The organism is Shewanella saliphila (assembly GCF_014648295.1).
GTDB lineage: Bacteria > Pseudomonadota > Gammaproteobacteria > Enterobacterales > Shewanellaceae > Shewanella > Shewanella saliphila.
Genome location: NZ_BMQV01000007.1, coordinates 1 through 21109, shown reverse-complemented (window position 1 = coordinate 21109; position 21109 = coordinate 1). Strand labels below are relative to the sequence as shown.

Below are 21109 nucleotides of genomic sequence, written 5' to 3'. Positions count from 1 at the left end.
GCATTCACTTGTCAGCAATATTAGCATGAAGGTGCGTTAGGAAGAATGTCTAGTTTAGCCAATCTTATCTAATTCTCGTTGCTTAAATTGCGTACCGTATTGTTCAGCTATAGCGCGGCAACGCTCAATATCCACGTTGTCTAAGCCATTTATGGCTGTGACCTGCACTTGCGAAATGTATTGCGGAGCTAACTCAATAAATTTAAGCAGCGCTTCGTACGAGTTCGCCAACTTAGGTCGGCAGTGCTGCAAATACCCCTCTGGAGTGTCGGCATTGAGTGAAATCGATAAACTGTCTACATACTGGCTTAATTCTGGCAGGATATTACGACGATGAAAATGATTGCCTAACCCATCGGTATTGACTCTGACTTTACCGCCCCGGGCTTTAATTTCTTTTGCGACTTGCAATAAACAGCTCAAGTTTAAAGTTGATTCGCCAAAGCCACAAAATACGTATTCTTCAATTTGTGTGACATCGCCAAGTAGCGGAATGATGTCTTCTGCTGTGATGGGCTTACTTAATGATAAGTCGTATTCATGCACCTGTTTTGAACCATTGTGTTTGGGGCAAAATTGGCATCTTAACGTACATCTAGCAGTAATGTTGAGATAACGGTGATTACCGATATCGTAAATTAAAGTAGGCTTTGTTGTACTCATAATGGTTATGATGATTAGATTAACATGAGCATATTGTAGCGAAATAACCGCCGTTGCTTTGTTGTTTGGCTCGCATAAAACATAAAAAAAGCAGAGCGAATATTGCTCTGCTTTTTAACTCATTGGCTTATGTTGAGTTAATGATGTTCTGCTGAATCCAATGGCTCTGCAGCCGTTTTAGGTTGCCACCACCAGATAAAGAATCGTCTTAATGCACGTTTTATATCATCTAAAATAATGTACAAAATCGGCACTAAAATAAGGGTGACCACGGTTGAGAATAAAATACCAAACGCGAGTGATGTTGCCATTGGAATAACAATTTTAGCCTGTAAACTGCGCTCCATAATAATCGGTACTAAGCCAACAAAGGTGGTTAACGAGGTTAAGATAATGGCTCTAAATCGGTAACAGCCCGAGTCAATGGCCGATTGCATTAACGACTTGCCTTGCTCGCGGGCGCGGTTAACAAAGTCGACTAAAATCAGAGAGTCGTTTACCACGACTCCTGCTAACGCCACAATGCCGCATAAACTCAAGATACTCATTGATAAGCCCAGCATGAAATGACCAAATAAGGCGCCAATCATGCCAAATGGTATCACCGACATAATGATTAATGGCTGGGTGTACGACTTAAGCGGAATGGCCATTAAAGCGTAGATGGTGAACATGGCAAAGAAAAAGCCTTGCGCCAAGCCTAGCATTGCATTTTGCTCGTCTAAGCTGCCGCCATCTAAAGCAGAGGCTACTTTAGGGTACTGCGCGGTTAATTCGGGTAAAAAGTCTTGTTGAATTTCTGCCACCACTTTTGACGGTTCAACATTGTTTTTATTTACATTGGCGCTAATGGTAATCGCTCTGCGGCCATCAACACGAGTAATCGAGGCGTAAGACTCACCTAGCTCGATTTCTGCCACGGTTGAAAACGGAACTGCGACACCAGCTGGTGTGCGGATTAACATGTTTTCAAGGTCGCCCACAGTGCGGCGCTGATCAAGCGGGTAGCGCACCATCACCTTAACTTCTTCTTTATTACGCAAGATCCGTTGAGCTTCATAACCATAAAAGCCGTAGCGTACCTGGCGTGCTAAGTCTGACAATGTCAGCCCTTGTGCTTCAGCTTCTGGGCGGATGTTTAACCGTATCTCATGTGAGCCCGATGAGAAGTTATCGGTAATATCAAACACACCTTCGTAAGTCGCTAATTTTGATTTAAGCGCCTTGGATGCCTCAGACAGCTGGGCTAAGTCACTAGAGGTTAAGCGGAACGATAAATCTCCGCCGGCATCGTTAGTGCTGGCATTGATATTTAATTTTTTAACCGATAACAGTTCAGGCAGTTGCTTACGCCACTCTTCTGCAATGGCAACGCCGTCGACTTCGCGGTCTTCACCTTTTGTTAGCTCGGTAAATACAAAGGCGCTGCTGCGTGAGCTGAGCTCAATGTAGCTGTGTTTCACCATTGGATAACCGTATTGCTCTTCAAGTTTGGCGTTCATTTTGTATAACGCATCTTCAACTTGTTGTAGCACTTTTAAGGTGTTCTCTTCTGAGCTGCCTTCTTCCATTTCAAGTTGAACTTGAATAAAGTCTGATGGAATATCAGGGAAAAATACCCAGCGCACTTTGCCACTTTGCACTAATGCCAGTGATAAAATTAATACCCCAATAAACACAGCAACCACACTGTAACGTACTTTAATGCAGCGTTCTAAAAAGTAACGGTACCTGTTGTGGATAAAATGCTGTAACCATTCGTTTAATCCGAATTTTATTCTCGAAAATAGATGAGTCGGGGCAGTCCGTTTTTTGATTTTCATGTGGGCTAAATGCGCGGGTAAAATCAGTTTTGATTCCACGAGCGAAAATGCTAAACATAAAATCACCACCATGCCGATGGATTTCCAGATAACCCCCATGGGGCCCGATACCATAATCATTGGGATAAAGGCGGCAATGGTGGTTAATACCCCAAAAGTGGCCGGCATTGCCACATTTTGCACCCCTTTAATCACATTGTTTAATGAGTGGCCATTTTCTTCCAGCTCAGTGTAGGCACTTTCGCCGATGACAATGGCATCGTCGACCACTATCCCCAGTACCAGGATAAAGGCGAATAAGGTCAACATGTTGATAGACATATTGAAAGGCTCAATAGGCATTAATAGCATGGTGCCTAAAAAGCATACCGGTAGCCCCAGCATGACCCAAAACGCCAGTTTAAGGTCTAAAAACAAGGCCAAAATAATAAATACCAGCAGTGCGCCATAAAACATGTTCGACAACATCATGTTTAAACGGCCTTGCAGGTAGTGGGTTAAGTCGCCCCAGGTATCCAGTTCAACATTACTCGGTAGGGTGAGTTTGCGCTCGGCGACATAGTCTTTAACTTGAGAGGCGATATCTAAAGCATTTTGATCATCTATACTGGCTATTTCTATCACCGCTGCCGGCTTGCCATTAAAACGGGTGTACTCTAAACGTTCTTCAAAATCATCATTAATGGTCGCAACTTGTGGCAGCATAATACGGCTACCATCAGCCCGAGTAGTGACCACTATTTTGGCAAAGTCATCGGCATTGTAGGCCTGGCCTTTGGTGCGCAATAAAATATCGCCATCTTTGGCGCGGATCGACCCACCGGGTAAGTCGATAGATGAGTTTTGTACGGCTAGCGCAACTTGGGTAAAGGTGATGCCATATTCTCGCAGCTTATCTTCAGACAATTCAATGCCAATTTCGTAATCGCGCACACCATTGACTGTTGCACGTGTGACCGCAGGCAGATCGGTAATATCATCACGAATGGCTTTAGCCATTTCTTTCATGTCATGTAGATTCATGTCTCCATAGACAGACACCCAAATCACACTATTTTCTGGTTTTATTTGGTAAATATTGGGTTTCTCGATGTTGTCCGGGAAGGTGGCAATCGCATCGACCCGCAGTTTTGCTTCGTCGAGAACTTGCTGAACATCGTAACCATCTTCAACTTCAATGGTCACTGAGCCAACGCTGTCACTGGCAACAGAGGTGACTTTGTCAATGCCGTTGATGTCTTGAATGGCTTCTTCTATTTTGATGTTAATCCCTTCTTCAATTTCTTGTGGCGCTGCACCTGGATAGGCCACATTGATATTGATTAGGTTTAATTCAAAAGTCGGAAACACTTCTTTATTAATGATAAACGTACTAAATAAGCCGCCGATAAGCAGTGCGGCCATGAGTAAGTTTGCCGCGACACTGTTGCGGGCAAACCAGGCAATAATTCCTTTATTGGTATCCATGATTATTCACCTGCTGTCGTAGCGGCTTCAGGGGGGGTGTCAGTGCTGCTGGATTCTTCACCCAATATTTTCACTGTTTGCCCTGAGCTTAAGCTGTTGACACTGGTGGTTGATACGCGCTCATTGGCTTTAAAACTGCCTTTGATGTAAAGCGTATCAACGTCGGAGCGGATAATATTGACCTGACGCATTTCGATAATGTTGTCTTGATTTACCACTGCCACCTGGCCATTACGGACAACATGGCGAGGCAATGTGACAACATCATTAACGGTGCGACCAGTGATCACAGCGTTAACAAAGCTGCCGTATTTAAGCGGTAATTGGCCAGAAGTTTTGGTGTTACGAAGATAAGGGTCGCGAATTTCGGCCACCAAATACACCATGCGGGTTTGTTCATCAATCACGTTTTCGCTGCGCACTATAGTGCCTTGCCAGGTGACTGGTTTACCGGCAAGTTGAGCTGTGAGTGTGACGCTGGTGTCTGGGTTTTCAACTGACTCAAGGTAGGCGAGTTCTTCGTTGGTGAGTGGTAATCTAATTTCAGCAATACTGGTATCGTAAAGTTCGCCTAGGTTAGTGCCCAGTGTGACATATTGGCCTAAATCGACATTGCGCGCTTTAATGATGCCGTCAAAAGGTGCACGGATAACCGTACGCTCTAAATTACGTTGGGCTCGTGCTAATGCTGCTTGGGCATACTTGACGTTTGCTTGCTCTTTTTTCAATTGCGGAATGCGTAACCCAAGTTCTGGTGGTAAGCCTTGGGTAAAATCTTTAAATTCTACTTTTGCGACTTCACCGCGGGCTTTTTCTTCGTTGAGAGCAGCGGTTGCTTGTGCGAGTGTCGCTTCAGCCTGGATTAAATCGGCTTCGTAGTCGGAGGGTTCGATGATGGCCAATTGCTCGCCTTTTTTGACCACGCCACCGGCAACAAAGTTTGCTGAAATACTTAGCATGCGCCCTTGAACTTCGGTGACTAATTGCGTTTTGTATTTGGGATTTACCACACCATATGACGGTAAGTTCAGTGACAAGGTTTGTGGCGTCACGGTTTGTACATCGACAATAGGAATGTTGATGGGCTCATCTTTTTGCTCTGGGGCTTCTTGGGTATTAATTAATAACCAGGCTGCGGCAGCAAACACTGCGATAATAAAGAGTGGTGACAGTCTTCTTAGAATTTTTTTTATCATTTTTATTGCGTATCCATGCTTAAATAAGACTAACGACAGTTAACTACGTTGGCTAAGCTGTTCATTCAGATTCATTTTATTACTCATAGTTCATAAATTAACAGAGTCTTGGGCTTAGCTAAATAGTTTTATGTAAATAAAATGTTTCTAATTTTGAGTTTGCTGCCTATTTTACGATTGAATCTGGATAAACCCTGGTTAATGGCACTAATAAATGAAAAACCATCTTGTCATATTGTTATTAGTGATTTTAAATCAATGCCTTAGGCTTTGTTTTGTTGGTGGGTGTTTTTTGTGCGCAAATTGACATTTCTTGACACTATTTGCCGTATTGCATCTAGTTAATTGTGATTTAACTTACTTAGGCAATAAAAAAAAGCGAATTATTAAATAATTCGCTTTTTTTTATTGGAGACCATATACAGGCCCTAGTGTGAAAAATTACTTTTTCTTGTACTTTTTCGACTTCACTTTGGCATCTTTTGCGTTGGCTTTTTTCTTGCCAGGCACTTTTGCTTCTTTATGCTTAGGACGAAGTTCTTCAATCACACGACGTTTCAGTGGCAGCTCGATATAACGCTCAATTTTAGACACAATACGCATGTCGTGTGCTTCAACTAGCGAAATAGCGGTTCCTTTTGCGCCTGCGCGTGCGGTACGACCAATACGGTGCACGTAAGCATCAGCAGAGCGTGGCATATCATAGTTAATCACATGAGTAATGTCGTCAATGTCGATACCACGAGCAGCAACGTCGGTTGCTAGCAATACGTTTACTTCGCCTTTTGAGAACTTACCTAACGCCTGGAAACGTTTTTTCTGCTCCATATCACCGCGCATAAAAGCACAGGGAATCTCGGCTTTTAGTAATAGCCCTTCAAGACTGGCAACAATGTCACGGGTTTTTACAAACACAATGGCACGTTTAACGTTTTCTTGGCGCAAAATATGGCACAGCAAAGCAAACTTATGAGCGTTGTCATCAGCAAGGTGGAGCCACTGATGCACTTTGGCTTTTTCGCTGCGAGGTGATTCTACATCGACCACGACAGGATCGTTTAACAACTCGCGCGCAAAACGGTTAACCCCGTTGCCTTCAAGTGTTGCCGAAAACAACATGTTTTGCTTACGCCCTTGAGCTTCAATCGCAATGGTTTGCACCACAGATGAAAAGCCCATATCGAGCATGCGGTCTGCTTCATCAATGATTAAAATTTCAACTTCAGTCGCATCAAACTTATCTTTATCCAGGTATTCCATTAATCGACCTGGTGTAGCGATTAATAAGTCAATGTTATCTTCTAGGGCTTCTTCTTGCGGGCCGTAAGGCACACCGCCAGTAATGATGGCGATATTAAGATCAAGGTCGGTAGCTAAGTGACAAGCATAGCGATGAATTTGGCTAGCAAGTTCGCGTGTTGGCGTTAATACCAAAATACGTGCTTGACCCTCAAAGCGGCGAGGAAAGTCGATAAGATGCTGTAAAGCAGGCAGTAAAAAACTGGCTGTTTTACCGGTGCCGGTTGGCGCACGCGCTAAAATATCCCGCTGATCCATGGCCAATGGAATGGTTTGTTGCTGAATAGTGGTAGGGGTGTTGTGTCCCATGGCCTTGAGTGACTCTAATAAGCTAGGGTCGAGCTGGAAATCTTCAAATTGCATGCGCTGGTCTCGCTGAAAAATAGTTGAGTATTATAGCTGACCTAATGAGCAGGCTAAAGCTTTAAGTAGAAAGGGCGGCATAAATCTATCATCGTTTCGCTGTATCCCCCTTGTTTGTTACGAATTGCCATTTGAAGGTACTGAGTTTGTTCAGCAGTGTCTGTGGCATGTTTGAGTACCAGTATCGAGCGGTTAGGTGATTTTCCTTCAGCGCTAATGATTTCAAGGTGCTTGGCAACAAAGAGTGTTTGCCCTTTAAGCTGTTGAATAAAGCTGGCTAGACTTTGTTGCGGCAAAATAATACTGGCATGACCATGAGGCGCAAGTAATTGGCTGATAGCGTGTTGTAATTCGGCAAATGACAAGGTGTTGGTGTGCCTTGCATCTGCGCGGGCGCTATTTTTGGCTTGAGTACCTTGTTCAAAGAACGGGGGATTACAAATGATATGGTCGAATAAAGGCGTGATGTTTTTATCAAATTGTTTTTGAAAATCCTGAATGGCACCATGAAATAATTGCACTTTATTGGGCCAAGGGCTTTGCTTGATATTATGCTTACAAGCACTGGCTGCTGCGGAGTCTAATTCAACCGCGGTAATGTTTGTGTGTTCTAGGCTGCGTTGTGCAGCCATTAAACTCAATAATCCGCTTCCTGCGCCAATATCAAGAATATGACTTGATTGGGTGAGTTGTGCCCATGCACCGAGAATTACGGCATCGGTACTGACAGCCATGCCACATTGTTCATCGTCGATATGAAATTGTTTAAACGTAAAAGGCATAATTAAGCTTGTGGTTATTGGGTCAATATAAAAGTTACGGCAGATGATAATCGCTTTAAGTGAGCATGTCGTGAGTTAATTGGTGCAGGGATAAATCGTTGAGTTTTTGTTATCAAAAATTAAACTAAAAAAGATAACTTGGCGAGTATGTACACAAGTATTGACAGAAACGCATGACAAAAACGTTATTTTAGTTATTTTGCTGAGCAAAGCTTGTGTCAATTAATGATGTTTGGTATTAGTTTGGCCGTTTTAGTTCAGTGAAATGGAGTAAAAAGTCTAACTGCAGCTATTTTGATAAAGATTTAGCTGATAAAAACAGGATTAGATGTACATTTAATCGCATTTCACTGCAGAATTTAATATTTAAAAGTGTATTTTTAACTTTACAAAAAGTGGGTGCGTTCAGTTCAGCAGTAGCTAATTTTGGCGTAATCAATTAGGTTTGTTAAAAAACATAACAATAAAAAGAGGCAAGTAGTGCAAACAACCAAGATGAGTTTGACAGATACGCTAGGGTTAGGCTTTATGACTTTCGCGTTCTTTTTAGGTGCAGGGAACTTAATTTTCCCACCTTTTGCTGGCATGTTGGCTGGCGAAAATATGTCTTTTGCGATGCTCGGCTTTTTGATTACCGCGGTGGGTATGCCATTGATTGGGTTAATTGCTGTTGCTAAAGCGAATGGCAAGGTCATGGCGCTATTACCTGCGTTTGCTGCTACGGCATTGGCGATTGCTATTTACATTATTATTGGCCCTGCATTTGCTGCACCGCGTACTGGGTTAGTCGCATTTGAAATTGGCGCAAGACCCTTTATTAGCAACCCAGATACTGTGATGATGTTAGCGGGTAAAGAATTCAATATCGCACAGCTGATCTACACCTTAGTGTTTTTCTCTATTGTGATGTTTTTGTCTTTATACCCAGGTAAGTTACTGGATAACGTGGGTAAGGTGCTAACACCCATTTTGATTCTGTTATTAGTCAGTTTAGCCAGTTCAGTGATTATTTTACCGGGATTTGAAGTTAATCAACCGGTTGGTGAATACATCAATAGCCCATTAACCAAAGGGATTATTGAAGGTTACAACACCATGGATACCCTAGCATCGTTGATGTTTGGTATGTTGATTATTGATTTGCTGCGTAAAAAAGGCGTTAACGATACAGCCGATCAAACTAAGTATTTGGTGCGAGCTGCCTTTATCGCCGCAGGCGGATTAGCGTTTGTTTATGTGTCGTTATTTTATCTTGGCGCATCGGCGGGTGATTTTGCCATTGGTGCTGAAAATGGCGGCCAAATTCTAACAAACTATGTCACCCATCATTTTGGCAGCATTGGTATGTTAATGTTGTCTACCGTGGTAACACTAGCGTGTTTAACGACAGCGATTGGTTTAGTGACGGCATGTGCTGAGTTTTTCAATGAGCTAATGCCAAGTTTGTCGTATAAATTATTGGTTGTGTTGTTAAGTATAATTTGTGCCACGGTTGCTAACGTAGGCTTGTCGCAATTAATCAGTATTAGTATTCCGGTGTTGATGACAATTTACCCAGTGGCGATTGCCCTGGTATTAGTGACATTCTTAACCGAACGTTTTGCTCGACCAGCCTTTTCACACCGAGTGATTTTAAGCGTGGCGTTATTTTTTGGTATTTTCGACGGTTTACAAACTGCGGGCATGGACATGAGCTTCCTTGATTTCATGCCATTGCATAAAGAAGGTATGGCGTGGTTGTTGCCGACAGCACTGACCGCAATTGTGTGCTTGTTTCTACCCAATAACCGTGTTGCAGCCGCGTAATGGTTTAGGGGTAAACATTCACCTTAATCAATGAATAAAGGCAAACAATAAGACGACGTTATGATATTTTATCTAACGTCGTTTTTTTTATCCCATTAGAGATGTTATTTTGGTCAAACCTGCATATCAGCCCAACCCATTAATTAACCAGTTTTTGGATGATTTATGGTCGACAAAAGGGTTAAGTGACAATACCTTGGCTTCATATCGCACTGACTTGCAGCATGTAGAGCGTTATGTGTTATCGCAAGGCTGTGATTTATTGCGTGTCGATCAAGGCTTGCTGCGTAATTATTTGAATGCCCGTTTTGAGCAGCAGTTTGCTAAAAGCAGTACCGCCCGGTTATTAAGTAGTTTACGACGCTTTTATGGCTACTTGTTGGTAAAGCAATTGATTAGCGAAGATCCTACCGCCTTAATTAAATCGCCAAAGCTAGCACGTCAACTCCCCGACTCATTGTCTGAAGCACAAATCGATAGTTTACTGGCTGAACCCAATCAGGACGATCCGATTGAATGTCGTGATAAAGCCATGTTGGAACTGTTATATGCCACTGGGCTGCGGGTCACTGAGTTGGTGAGTTTAACCATGGAACAAATAAGCTTGCGCCAGGGGCTTGTGAGGGTGGTAGGTAAAGGCGGTAAAGAGCGTTTAGTGCCTTTAGGCGAGTTAGCGGTGGCCGAGGTTGAGCAATACATGCGCTTTGCTCGTGGCGAATTATTAAATATGAAACAATCTGATGTGGTGTTTCCATCAAGACGCGGACAAATGATGACACGGCAAACGTTTTGGCATCGGATTAAGTTGTATGCGGCAAGAGCAGGGATCCAGTGTCATTTGTCTCCACATACTTTACGCCATGCTTTTGCGACTCATCTACTCAATCATGGGGCGGATTTGCGTGTGGTACAATTATTACTCGGCCACAGTGACTTATCGACAACTCAAATCTATACCCATGTAGCAAAAGTGCGCTTGCAACAATTGCATAGCCAGCATCATCCTCGAGGTTAGTTGTGTTTGTGAGGTTTCAAATCCTTACATTTAAGAGTTTGAGTATTTGTTGCGTTCATTTAATTAAATCTGTAAGTTTTGCTTACGAAGTCGGGTCTATACATTTTGAACCCGTGTAAATTAGGAATTATCATGAAGTTAACTAAAGCAATTACTCTTGTTGTTAGTCTTGTTATTGCGCCAATTGTGTCTGCAGCTACTGCAACGGATGTGTCAAATGAATCAGCTTTAAAACAAAAGCTTACAGAAACTTTAGGCGTTAATGTTGCGCAGATTCAACCTTCCCCTGTTGACGGTTTGTACCAAGTGTTTACTGATCGTGGGGTGTTATATGTCACTCAAGATGGCAGTAAATTATTTCATGGTAATTTATATGACTTAGACCAGGGTATGAAGAATCTTACTGAGCTTGCGTTGGCTGCTCCTCGTTTAGAAATGCTTAAACCATTTGAGCAAGATATGTTGGTTTATAAAGCCAAAAACGAAAAGCACGTTGTGACCATTTTTACAGATGTTGATTGTGGATTTTGTCGTAAGTTGCATAACCAAATGCAGGGTTATAACGATTTAGGCATTACTATTCGCTATTTAGCTTATCCACGTGCCGGTATACCTTCTGCTAATGCCGATGAAATGCAAGCGGTATGGTGTGCTAAAGATCCGTTAAAAGCGATGACAGAAGCCAAAACGGGTGGCAATGTTAAATCGGCAAGTTGTGATATAGATATTGCGAAACAGTTTCAGTTAGGCCAAGCATTTGGCGTAAACGGAACACCTGCAATCGTGTTAGAAAACGGCGTTATGGTACCAGGTTATCAACCGCCTGCTGATTTACTGCGTACGATTGAGTCAAACCTATAATTGATTGTCGTCAAGTAAGTCGTTATTGCGTAATATCTAAGGTGAGCTCAGGCTCACCTTTTTGTTAGGTATTATTTCATCTCAATTCACGTTACAAGTGAGTCAAACACACTAAGCCGTCATTTGATTATCATTTAATACCTGAGTTGAAAGGTTTACTCATTGTTCGAATAAGGTTGTCTCTTGTCACACAAAATAGTCCGTCGTCCGCAAGTCGATGATTCACACTTACCGACATCATTACCACCATTTTTAAAGCAGCTTTACGCTCGTCGTGGTGTCACCGAGACAGACTGCGAGTTAGTGTTAACCAAATTACTTCGCCCCGAAACCATGAAAGGCCTATCTGAAGCTGCAGTGTTAATCGCTGATGCAATGGCTGCTGAAAAGTCGATATTAATCGTTGGCGACTTTGATGCCGATGGCGCGACATCAACCAGCGTGTGTATGTTGGCATTAAAGATGATGGGCGCACACAAGGTGGATTACTTAATCCCTAATCGCTTTGACTATGGCTATGGCCTCAGTCCTGAGATTGTTGCGGTTGCCTATTCTAAATCTGCAGATGTATTGATCACTGTCGATAATGGTATTTCATCAATTGAAGGGGTCGCGGCTGCCAAGTTATTAGGCATGCAAGTTGTGGTCACTGACCATCATTTACCAGGGCACTCTTTGCCCAATGCCGATGTGATTGTGAATCCAAATCAACCTGGATGTGAGTTTGCCAGTAAATCGATTGCAGGCGTTGGCGTGGCTTTTTACTTAATGTCGGCATTACGGGCAGAGTTACGGCAACGCAATTGGTATCAACAATATCATATTGCAGAGCCCAATTTAGGCACGCTATTAGATATTGTTGCGCTGGGCACCGTGGCTGACGTGGTGTCGCTAGATGCCAATAATCGTATCTTGGTCAATGCGGGTTTACAGCGAGTGAGAAGCGGCCGTTGCCGAGTCGGTATTACCGCTTTACTCGAGGTGGCCAAACGCAGCCCTGAAAAAATGGTGGCTGCTGACTTTGGTTTTGCTGTTGGTCCCCGTTTAAATGCCGCAGGGCGCTTAGATGAAATGGCCCTAGGTGTCGAAACCCTTTTGTGTGATGACATGATGCGAGCAAGAAGAATGGCAGCCGAGCTCGATGGCTTAAATCAGGAACGTCGTGAACTTGAAACCGGCATGCAACAAGAGGCGCTTAAGAGTTTGCAGCAAGTGTCGCTCAATGAAGATGATTTACCCTGGGGCATTGCCATTTTTCAAGAAGATTGGCATCAAGGTGTAATTGGTATTTTGGCCTCACGGATTAAAGACCGTTATCACCGTCCAGTGATTGCGTTTGCCGATGCGGGAGAGGGCGAAATTAAAGGCTCTGCACGTTCAATTAAAGGCTTGCATATGCGTGACTTGCTTGAGCGTATTAATAGCCTACACCCTGGCATGATCACTAAATTTGGTGGCCATGCTATGGCGGCCGGATTATCGCTTAAAGCAGATACATTTGAGCCGTTTAAACAAGCTTATGATAACGCCGTGCGGGATATTCTTGAGTATGAGCAATTGACCGGAGAGTTGCTTTCAGATGGGGAGCTACCTACTGAGTTAATCAGTCTTGATACCGCATTGACTTTACGCAATGCAGGGCCTTGGGGGCAGTCGTTTGAGGAGCCATTATTTGACGGGGTGTTTAGGGTTGTCCAGCAACGTATTGTTGGAGAGAAACATCTTAAATTACTCGTAGAAACCCCTTGTGGTACGTTAATGCTCGATGGTATCGCGTTTAATATAGATTTAACGATTTGGCCTGATGCAACGATTCAACAAGCAAGGATTGTGTATAAGCTAGATGTGAATGAGTTTCGTGGTAATCAAACTGTGCAGCTTATGGTGGATTACATCGAGCCGCTGTAATGGGGGAGACCGCATTAGTACAAGGATGTACTGAGCTTCATCAATACTGAACACAAAAAGGCCCCGCAATGCGAGGCCTTTTTGTTAATCTGTTATTAGTCGCGTTAGCCACCAATCTAAATATGGTGCCCGAACCCGGAATCGAACCAGGGACACGAGGATTTTCAATCCTCTGCTCTACCGACTGAGCTATTCGGGCGACGGACGCAATTTAAAGGGTTTTGGCCTGTTGAGTCAACTTGTTTTTACTTTTTATCGTAAAAATCGATGCGTTTGGACGTATTTTATCCGTATCGGCGTTAATTTATCCATTTTGTGCACTAAAGCCCAAAAGTTGATTAAACGACTCAAAAAATATGGTTGTGTAACTGCCCACATATAAAAAACGCTCCGAAGAGCGTTTTATTCATTCAATGATGCGAACTCACTTAGTTAGTGAGTGTTTCATTGTTCGGGAAGTTAGCTCGCATCACCATTTTAATGTGCTCTTGTAACTTTTCTTGGCCTAATTCTTCGTATGCTTCAGACATGATTTCTAGAGCGCGTTCGGTTGCAGGAGTACCTGGGAATTTTTCCATAACCGTTTGCGCACGAATTGCTGCTGCACTCCAGGCGTTCATTTTGATATAATACTCGGCTACCTTAATAGAATACTGCGCTAAACGGTTTTTCAAAAACTGCATGCGGTGTTGCGCATCGGCAGCATATTTACTATTTGGGTATGATTTAATTAAGCGGTCAAAATCTTTAAATGCATCTTGAGCATTTTTAGGATCGCGATCAGTACGATCGATATTCATTAAATCGTGAAATAAATAATTATCTGCCTGCATATTGGTTAAACCGCGCATATAATGCACGTAATCAATATTTGGATGTGTTGGATTGAGGCGTAAAAAGCGATCAATGTTAGCAATTCCAGAGGCCGCGTCGTCCATTTTGTAATACGCATAAATCAAATCTAATTGAACTTGAGTCTTGTGCGGGCCAAATGGATAACGAGAATCCAATGCTTCAAGTGAACGTACGGCTTTAGAGTAATTCCCTAATTCCATTGATGTTCTTGCTTGAGTATAGAGCTGATCAGGAGATGCATTTCTTGTAAATTCATCTTCTTCTGGACTGCTACTACAGGCTGTTAAAGCCAGTGAAAGTATTACTAGGGCGGCACCTTGGGCAAATTTATACATACTTGAATTCAATTCTTTTTAAGTTGTTGTTAAGAATTTTTCCATTTCACGGTAAAATAGAAAACATCCGATTGTAACAGATAGCACATTCACTTTGGACCCCTAAACTGGGGTACGGTTCCTATGACACAAGAGATTAATCTAAAAAGCGAGATAACAGCAACACAAACCGGTCTGAGATTAGACCAAGCATTAGCTGGTTTGTTCCCTGACTACTCGCGCACACGCATCAAGGAATGGATCCTATCTGGTGCAGTTACTATTGACGGTATCACAGTCGACAAGCCACGGGAAAAGGTTTTCGAGTCTCAGTTGATAGAAGTTACAGCAACACTTGAAGAAGAAGTGCGTGCTAAGGCACAAGATATCGACTTAAATATTATTTATGAAGACGAACATATTATTGTTGTAAATAAACAAGCGGGTTTAGTTGTTCACCCTGGTGCGGGTAATGCCGACGGCACCTTGATGAATGCGCTATTGCATCATTGCCCTGACATTGAACATGTGCCACGAGCCGGTATTGTGCATCGTTTAGATAAAGACACGACTGGGTTGATGGTTGTGGCTAAAACCGTAGAAGCACAAACTCATTTGGTTGCAGCATTGCAAGCGCGCGATATCGTTCGTGAATATGAGGCCATTGTGCTTGGTACTATGACTGCTGGTGGCACCGTTGATGAGCCGATTGAGCGTCATGCCACAAGACGGACACAAATGGCGGTGATTCATGGTGGTCGTCCATCTGTAACTCACTATCGAGTCGCTGAAAAGTTCCGTGCTCATACGCGTTTACGTTTACGCCTTGAAACCGGTCGTACTCACCAAATTCGTGTGCATATGGCGCACATTGGCCATGTTTTGGTTGGCGATCCAGTGTATGGCGGTCGCCCAAGACCCCCAAAAAATGCTAGCCCTGAATTTTTTGAGTTATTGAAAGGCTTTAACCGCCAAGCATTACACGCGGTGCGTTTAGAATTAGCGCATCCGTTTACCTGCGAAATCATGACTTGGCATGCGCCAATTCCTGATGACATGGTTGAGCTGACCAAAGCGTTACGTGAAGATACGCAATTAAACCCTATTGAGTATTTATAATGCTCCAGCACGATTGGCCTTTACCTGATAATGTCGCAATAGCGATGACTGATCGACATGGCGGATGCAGTTTAGCGCCATTTGACAGTTTAAATTTAGGGTTGCATGTTGGCGATAATCAGCAACATGTTTTGGCTAATCGTGCCGCTTTACGCCAACGGCTATCTTTACCTGCTGAGCCATTATGGCTTGATCAAGTGCACGGTGTTGATGTGGTGAATATGGCGCACCTAAAACTGAGTGATTCGGTGAGGGATTCTACAAGCCTTTCACCGATAAAAGCCGATGCAAGTTACAGTAATAAAGCTGGTGATGTGTTAGCAGTCATGACAGCAGACTGTTTACCTGTATTGTTATGTAATCAACAAGGTACAGAAGTGGCAGCGGTACATGCAGGCTGGCGCGGGTTGTGTGCTGGCGTGATTGAACAAGCGGTTGAATTATTTGGCTCAGCTACCACTGAGCTCATGGCTTATTTAGGTCCAGCAATTGGGCCGCAGGCTTTTGAAGTCGGCGCTGAGGTACGCGATGCTTTTATGCAAAAACACCCTCAAGCCGCGCAATACTTTATTTCTCATCACAACAAATATCTTGCCGATTTACCCGGTCTTGCTTCTTTATGTTTAGCGCAAATGGGCGTGTCACAAGTATTCAATGCTAATGTGTGTACTTTTACTGACCCTGACTATTTTTCGTATCGTCGCGATCAACAAACTGGCCGCATGGCGTCGCTTATCTGGCTAAAATCATAATAATTCGTTCAAGTTCAAAAAATAGACGATTTATTGATCTAGATTAAGTTTTAAGCTTGAAATCACATTAATTGCCCCCATCTTTAAGTTAACAAATTATTCATTTCTGAATTAATTTCCCATTACATAAGTATCAGATCCTAGGAGGTTATATGAGACTCGATCGTATGACTAATAAGTTTCAAATTGCTATTTCTGATGCCCAATCATTAGCCTTGGGGCGCGATCATCAATTTATCGAACCCACTCACTTAATGATGGCGCTATTAAATCAAGATTCTGGCTCTATTCATCCATTGTTAACCCAAGCTGGCATTCGTGTTAGCGCGCTTCGCTCTGCAGTGACCCAAGAGTTAGAGCGTTTACCGCAAGTCGATGGTACCGGTGGCGACGTTCAATTGTCTCAGGGATTAATCCGTCTACTGAATTTATGCGACAAGCTGGCACAAAAACGTAAAGACAAATACATTTCGTCAGAATTGTTTGTGCTTGCTGCCTTAGAAAACAACGATTCATTGTCAAAAGCGTTAAAAGAATCGGGTGCTAGCAAAGAACTCATGGAAAAAACCATTGAGGACATGCGTGGAGGTCAAAAAGTTGATGATCCAAATGCAGAAGACCAACGCCAAGCATTGAAAAAGTTTACTGTCGATTTAACCGAACGCGCAGAGCAGGGCAAACTGGACCCCGTGATTGGCCGCGACGACGAAATTCGCCGTACTATTCAGGTTTTGCAACGCCGGAGTAAAAACAACCCCGTATTAATTGGTGAACCTGGGGTAGGTAAAACGGCCATTGTTGAAGGTTTAGCTCAACGGATCATTAATGGTGAGGTGCCAGAAGGCATTAAAAACAAGCGGGTGTTATCACTCGACATGGGCTCGCTTATTGCGGGCGCAAAATATCGCGGTGAGTTTGAAGAACGTCTCAAAGCAGTATTAAACGAGTTGTCGCAAGAAGAAGGGCAGGTAATTCTCTTTATTGATGAATTGCATACTATGGTTGGCGCTGGCAAAGGCGAAGGTGCCATGGATGCCGGTAATATGTTAAAGCCTGCTCTAGCCCGTGGTGACTTACATTGTGTTGGCGCCACAACGTTAGATGAGTATCGCCAATACATTGAAAAAGATGCAGCACTTGAGCGCCGTTTCCAAAAAGTGATTGTTGATGAGCCAAGTGTAGAAGACACCATTGCAATCTTACGTGGTTTAAAAGAGCGCTATGAGTTGCATCATCATGTTGAAATTACCGACCCTGCCATTGTTGCCGCTGCAACTATGTCACATCGCTATATTTCAGACAGAAAGTTACCCGATAAAGCTATCGACTTAATTGACGAAGCTGCATCGAGTATTCGTATGCAAATCGATTCAAAACCCGAGGCGTTAGATAAGCTAGAACGTCGTGCGATTCAGTTGAAGCTAGAAGAGCAAGCGCTCAGTAAAGAAACCGATGACGCCAGCCGCAAACGTTTAGACTTTTTACAACAAGAGTTGAAAGAAGTTGAAAGCCACGCCGCTGAGCTTAATGAGATTTGGCATACTGAAAAAGCCGCATTAGCAGGAACCCAGCATATCAAAGCTGATCTTGAACAAGCTCGCCTAGATCTAGAGGTGGCAAGACGTGCTGGTGATTTAACCCGAATGTCTGAGTTACAGTATGGACGGATCCCTGAGCTTGAAAAACAGCTCGATTTAGCTTCACAAGCTGAAATGCAAGATATGACTTTATTACGTAATAAGGTTACCGATATCGAAATTGCAGAAGTATTGTCAAAAGCAACCGGTATCCCGGTATCAAAAATGCTTGAAGGTGAGCGCGAAAAACTCTTGCACATGGAAGATGCATTACACGAGCGCGTAATTGGTCAACATGAAGCCGTTGATGCTGTATCCAATGCCATTCGTCGTAGTCGTGCAGGTCTTGCTGATCCACAGCGCCCTATTGGTTCATTTTTGTTCCTTGGGCCAACCGGGGTCGGTAAAACCGAGTTATGTAAATCACTGGCTAAGTTTTTATTTGATACCGAATCGGCACTGGTGCGCATCGATATGTCAGAATTTATGGAAAAACATACCGTGTCACGCCTAGTCGGTGCACCTCCCGGATATGTCGGATATGAAGAAGGTGGTTATCTAACAGAAGCAGTTCGACGTAAACCTTATTCGGTTATCTTGCTTGATGAAGTTGAAAAAGCGCATCCAGATGTGTTTAACATTTTACTGCAAGTGCTAGATGATGGACGATTAACCGATGGCCAAGGACGTACGGTTGATTTTAAAAACACCGTTATCATCATGACATCTAACTTAGGGTCAGACCGGATCCAGGAAAGCTTTGGTCGTGCCAGTTATGACGAAATGAAAGAAAGCGTGATGGAGGTGGTGATGCAAAACTTCCGTCCAGAGTTTTTAAACCGTGTCGATGAATCTGTCGTGTTCCATCCATTGGATGCGGAAAACATTAAACATATTGCGAGTATTCAGCTTGAGTTACTGCGTAAACGTTTGGTTGAGAAAGAGTTTGATATTCAGTTAACTGATGCGGCTTTATCGCTAATTGCCGAAGCCGGTTTCGACCCCGTTTATGGTGCGCGTCCATTAAAACGTGCCTTACAGCAGGAAGTTGAAAATCCATTGGCGCAGAAACTACTTCGCGGACAATTATTGCCAGGTAAGATGATTAATGTCGATGTGGTTGATGGGGTGTTAACGTTTGAGCAATAAGCTAACTGTGTAAAATCAAAAAGGGAGCGAAAGCTCCCTTTTTTTGTTTAAGTGTTTGTGTTATTTGCAAAATAACTTTACTCGTTCAGTGTTTTCAGCAATCGCTGCTTGTCTTTGCTCTTCTGTCATTGCAACGGTTTCACCGGTTTCTTTATTCTGCTGGTTTAACTGGCTGTGAGTGGTTAATACATTAAGGCTGTGCTTAGCACTTTCACAAATCTCTACAGCTTGTTTTTGGTCTTGTGCATTGATGATCTGTGCTGACTTTTCTAAATCTGTCATCTCTTTAGTGGGTGACGTTTTTCTTTGCGGAGCACGAGTCCCTATTTTGGCGGGCTCCATATCTTCGCTATAAATTAATGTAGCATCTACACCTTTAGGCGGCTGCTGGCTGTAATGCACAACGCCCGCTTTATCAACCCAGGTATAAATGGGCTCAGCATACAAAAAACAGCTAAAGGTAATAAGGATTAAACTAGTAACTAAACGAAAAATTCCCATGTGAGTTCCCAAGGCTAAAATGACGCTATGCTTGATTGTTCCAAAATATGCTATCTTGAGTATAAATCCAACATCTAAAACAATATTGTTTAAAGTGTATGCAAAATTCATCAAATCAAACAGTAAAAAATAAAGGTATTTACTTATTACCTAACTTATTTACCACAGCAGGACTCTTTTCTGGGTTCTATGCCGTGATTTCATCTATGAATGGTCACTTTGAATCCGCTGCAATTGCAATTTTTATTGCGATGATTTGCGATGGATTAGATGGAAGAGTCGCAAGACTCACGAATACACAAAGCGACTTTGGTGCAGAATACGATAGCATGGCCGATATGGTGTCGTTTGGGATGGCCCCTGCAATATTAGTATATAACTGGGCACTACAAGATTTAGGCAAAATAGGTTGGTTGGCTTCTTTCATCTATTGTGCTTGTGCCGCATTACGCCTCGCGCGGTTTAATACCCAAGTGGGTGTTGCTGATAAACGATTTTTTCAAGGGCTTGCAAGTCCAGCTGCAGCTGCATTAATTGCCGGAAGCATCTGGAGTGGTAGCAAATATGAAATTGATCCAACAAACATTAGCTATATCGTAGCCTTTGTCACCGCCTTAACCGGGCTGTTAATGGTAAGTAATTTCAGATATCACTCATTTAAAGAAGTCGATTGGCGCGGTAGGGTCAATTTCATCGTTATGTTATTATTGGTCGGCGTATTTGTTGTTGTTTCAGTCGAACCGGCCATCATTTTATGTTTAGGTTTCTATATATATGCATTGTCAGGTCCATTCATCACTATCAAGACCATTAAAAAGTTAAAGGTTGAGCATATTGTTGGGGATGAGCCAGTAGATCCTAATGAAACAGAACCTCAGCAAGACATGGCAGAACCTCATGGCGAAGATAAAACCCAAGCCATGCCAACAAAGGATAATCCACAATAGTATCGCTTCCCAAATCAACCAGATAACTACTGAGTTGTATCACTCATAAATCGCGCCATTAATTCGATGGCGTTATTTTTTTTAAAAGCACCACTTTTCTCACCCAGAGACTGTATTTGTACTATAGTTAAAGTCTGTTTGAAAAAAGTTAACATCTGTTTAGAGATAGATTGCATTAGATATCGCTTACTGTAGATATCGATTTTTAAAAACAGTCGCGACTACTCCTATAAGGTAATAGTAACGATTACCTACATAGCTTATTTCACTATGAGGGAGTAAGTAGCGAGAGTAACGACTGAATCAGTCGTTGTTATGTTCATTGAATCAATTATCGATATCACGATTACCTGCGCTAACTGACTTATCAAAGCTTGTTAATTGCATTAAGAAATCGCAAAAAACCGAAAGTGACAGTCAACCTAATCCTAAAAGCTCCCAAAAGTTGCTTTTATGTTGTGTTTTTAACCGTTTTTAATGTGTTCTGTTCGAATAGTGTTCGCTTGAGCTGTTTTGAGATAAAACTATTAAAAAAGGGGTTGCACTAAATCTCATGGTGCCTATAATGCGCATCCACTGACACGGCAGACAGCGAAAGCGGTCACCGAGTTAGGTTGAATTAAGTGCTTCAAAACACACAATTCAACGGCGAAAAGAAAGTTTGAAAAAACACTTGACGCCAACACGGGAAAGCGTAAAATACGCCTCCCAA

General features: G+C 42.8%; 15 protein-coding genes and 1 tRNA gene. 8 read left to right on the top strand and 8 right to left on the bottom strand.

Annotation, left to right across the window (positions count from 1 at the left end; translation table 11 throughout):
- Positions 1-54: 54 nt before the first annotated feature.
- The 5 genes from IEY48_RS05320 to IEY48_RS05300 form a co-directional block, all read right to left on the bottom strand.
- Positions 55-663 carry a TatD family nuclease-associated radical SAM protein gene (locus IEY48_RS05320; RefSeq protein WP_188918032.1) on the bottom strand — a complete coding sequence of 203 codons (609 nt, stop codon included), beginning with the start codon at positions 661-663 and terminating at the stop codon, positions 55-57.
- Between the two features lie 137 nt (positions 664-800).
- Positions 801-3953: an efflux RND transporter permease subunit gene (locus tag IEY48_RS05315; RefSeq protein ID WP_188918030.1), complete on the bottom strand. Its 3153-nt coding sequence runs from the start codon at positions 3951-3953 to the stop codon at positions 801-803.
- A gap of 2 nt (positions 3954-3955) precedes the next feature.
- Positions 3956-5149 carry an efflux RND transporter periplasmic adaptor subunit gene (locus IEY48_RS05310; RefSeq protein WP_188918028.1) on the bottom strand — a complete coding sequence of 398 codons (1194 nt, stop codon included), beginning with the start codon at positions 5147-5149 and terminating at the stop codon, positions 3956-3958.
- Between the two features lie 441 nt (positions 5150-5590).
- The gene (gene srmB, locus IEY48_RS05305) at positions 5591-6811 is read right to left on the bottom strand and encodes an ATP-dependent RNA helicase SrmB (protein ID WP_188918026.1); all 1221 of its coding nucleotides are present in this window, start codon (positions 6809-6811) and stop codon (positions 5591-5593) included.
- A 53-nt stretch (positions 6812-6864) separates the two neighbouring features.
- Positions 6865-7593 (bottom strand): tRNA1(Val) (adenine(37)-N6)-methyltransferase, encoded by a 729-nt coding sequence (locus IEY48_RS05300; protein WP_188918024.1) that lies wholly within the window; start codon positions 7591-7593, stop codon positions 6865-6867.
- Between the two features lie 480 nt (positions 7594-8073).
- On the opposite strand from IEY48_RS05300, the gene brnQ reads away from it, so the two are divergent.
- The 4 genes from brnQ to recJ all read left to right on the top strand — a co-directional run bounded on the left by brnQ (position 8074) and on the right by recJ (position 13183).
- Positions 8074-9399, top strand: coding sequence for a branched-chain amino acid transport system II carrier protein (gene brnQ / locus IEY48_RS05295; RefSeq protein ID WP_188918022.1), 1326 nt, complete (start codon positions 8074-8076; stop codon positions 9397-9399).
- A 109-nt stretch (positions 9400-9508) separates the two neighbouring features.
- Positions 9509-10414 (top strand): site-specific tyrosine recombinase XerD, encoded by a 906-nt coding sequence (gene xerD / locus IEY48_RS05290; RefSeq protein WP_188918020.1) that lies wholly within the window; start codon positions 9509-9511, stop codon positions 10412-10414.
- 132 nt (positions 10415-10546) lie between these two features.
- Complete coding sequence (gene dsbC, locus IEY48_RS05285; protein ID WP_188918017.1) at positions 10547-11275, top strand: bifunctional protein-disulfide isomerase/oxidoreductase DsbC; 729 nt, start codon at positions 10547-10549, stop codon at positions 11273-11275.
- A 183-nt stretch (positions 11276-11458) separates the two neighbouring features.
- The gene (gene recJ, locus IEY48_RS05280; protein ID WP_188918015.1) at positions 11459-13183 is read left to right on the top strand and encodes a single-stranded-DNA-specific exonuclease RecJ; all 1725 of its coding nucleotides are present in this window, start codon (positions 11459-11461) and stop codon (positions 13181-13183) included.
- Between the two features lie 123 nt (positions 13184-13306).
- Here the strand turns inward: recJ and IEY48_RS05275 are convergent.
- A tRNA-Phe gene (locus IEY48_RS05275) sits at positions 13307-13382 on the bottom strand.
- A gap of 229 nt (positions 13383-13611) precedes the next feature.
- Complete coding sequence (locus IEY48_RS05270; protein ID WP_188918013.1) at positions 13612-14373, bottom strand: outer membrane protein assembly factor BamD; 762 nt, start codon at positions 14371-14373, stop codon at positions 13612-13614.
- 123 nt (positions 14374-14496) lie between these two features.
- Here IEY48_RS05270 and rluD point away from each other — a divergent pair, with 123 nt between their 5' ends.
- From rluD to clpB, 3 genes are all read left to right on the top strand, one after another.
- The gene (rluD, locus tag IEY48_RS05265) at positions 14497-15471 is read left to right on the top strand and encodes a 23S rRNA pseudouridine(1911/1915/1917) synthase RluD (protein ID WP_188918010.1); all 975 of its coding nucleotides are present in this window, start codon (positions 14497-14499) and stop codon (positions 15469-15471) included.
- Positions 15471-16223 (top strand): peptidoglycan editing factor PgeF, encoded by a 753-nt coding sequence (gene pgeF / locus IEY48_RS05260; RefSeq protein WP_188918009.1) that lies wholly within the window; start codon positions 15471-15473, stop codon positions 16221-16223. The genes rluD and pgeF overlap by 1 nt, the downstream gene beginning before the upstream one ends.
- A gap of 152 nt (positions 16224-16375) precedes the next feature.
- Positions 16376-18949: an ATP-dependent chaperone ClpB gene (gene clpB / locus IEY48_RS05255; RefSeq protein WP_188918007.1), complete on the top strand. Its 2574-nt coding sequence runs from the start codon at positions 16376-16378 to the stop codon at positions 18947-18949.
- Positions 18950-19009: 60 nt separating this feature from the next.
- Here clpB and IEY48_RS05250 read toward each other — a convergent pair whose 3' ends face one another.
- The gene (locus IEY48_RS05250; RefSeq protein WP_188918005.1) at positions 19010-19450 is read right to left on the bottom strand and encodes a DUF4124 domain-containing protein; all 441 of its coding nucleotides are present in this window, start codon (positions 19448-19450) and stop codon (positions 19010-19012) included.
- Between the two features lie 98 nt (positions 19451-19548).
- Here IEY48_RS05250 and pssA point away from each other — a divergent pair, with 98 nt between their 5' ends.
- Positions 19549-20397: a CDP-diacylglycerol--serine O-phosphatidyltransferase gene (gene pssA, locus IEY48_RS05245; RefSeq protein WP_229786333.1), complete on the top strand. Its 849-nt coding sequence runs from the start codon at positions 19549-19551 to the stop codon at positions 20395-20397.
- Positions 20398-21109 lie beyond the last annotated feature (712 nt).

Excerpts from the sequence above, each read along its gene's own strand:
- IEY48_RS05320 (WP_188918032.1), bottom strand. The coding sequence starts at position 663 with ATGAGTACAACAAAGCCTACTTTAATTTACGATATCGGTAATCACCGT.
- IEY48_RS05315 (WP_188918030.1), bottom strand. The coding sequence starts at position 3,953 with ATGGATACCAATAAAGGAATTATTGCCTGGTTTGCCCGCAACAGTGTC.
- IEY48_RS05310 (WP_188918028.1), bottom strand. The coding sequence starts at position 5,149 with ATGATAAAAAAAATTCTAAGAAGACTGTCACCACTCTTTATTATCGCA.
- srmB (WP_188918026.1), bottom strand. The coding sequence starts at position 6,811 with ATGCAATTTGAAGATTTCCAGCTCGACCCTAGCTTATTAGAGTCACTC.
- IEY48_RS05300 (WP_188918024.1), bottom strand. The coding sequence starts at position 7,593 with ATGCCTTTTACGTTTAAACAATTTCATATCGACGATGAACAATGTGGC.
- dsbC (WP_188918017.1), top strand. The coding sequence starts at position 10,547 with ATGAAGTTAACTAAAGCAATTACTCTTGTTGTTAGTCTTGTTATTGCG.
- IEY48_RS05270 (WP_188918013.1), bottom strand. The coding sequence starts at position 14,373 with ATGTATAAATTTGCCCAAGGTGCCGCCCTAGTAATACTTTCACTGGCT.
- rluD (WP_188918010.1), top strand. The coding sequence starts at position 14,497 with ATGACACAAGAGATTAATCTAAAAAGCGAGATAACAGCAACACAAACC.
- pgeF (WP_188918009.1), top strand. The coding sequence starts at position 15,471 with ATGCTCCAGCACGATTGGCCTTTACCTGATAATGTCGCAATAGCGATG.
- clpB (WP_188918007.1), top strand. The coding sequence starts at position 16,376 with ATGAGACTCGATCGTATGACTAATAAGTTTCAAATTGCTATTTCTGAT.
- IEY48_RS05250 (WP_188918005.1), bottom strand. The coding sequence starts at position 19,450 with ATGGGAATTTTTCGTTTAGTTACTAGTTTAATCCTTATTACCTTTAGC.
- pssA (WP_229786333.1), top strand. The coding sequence starts at position 19,549 with ATGCAAAATTCATCAAATCAAACAGTAAAAAATAAAGGTATTTACTTA.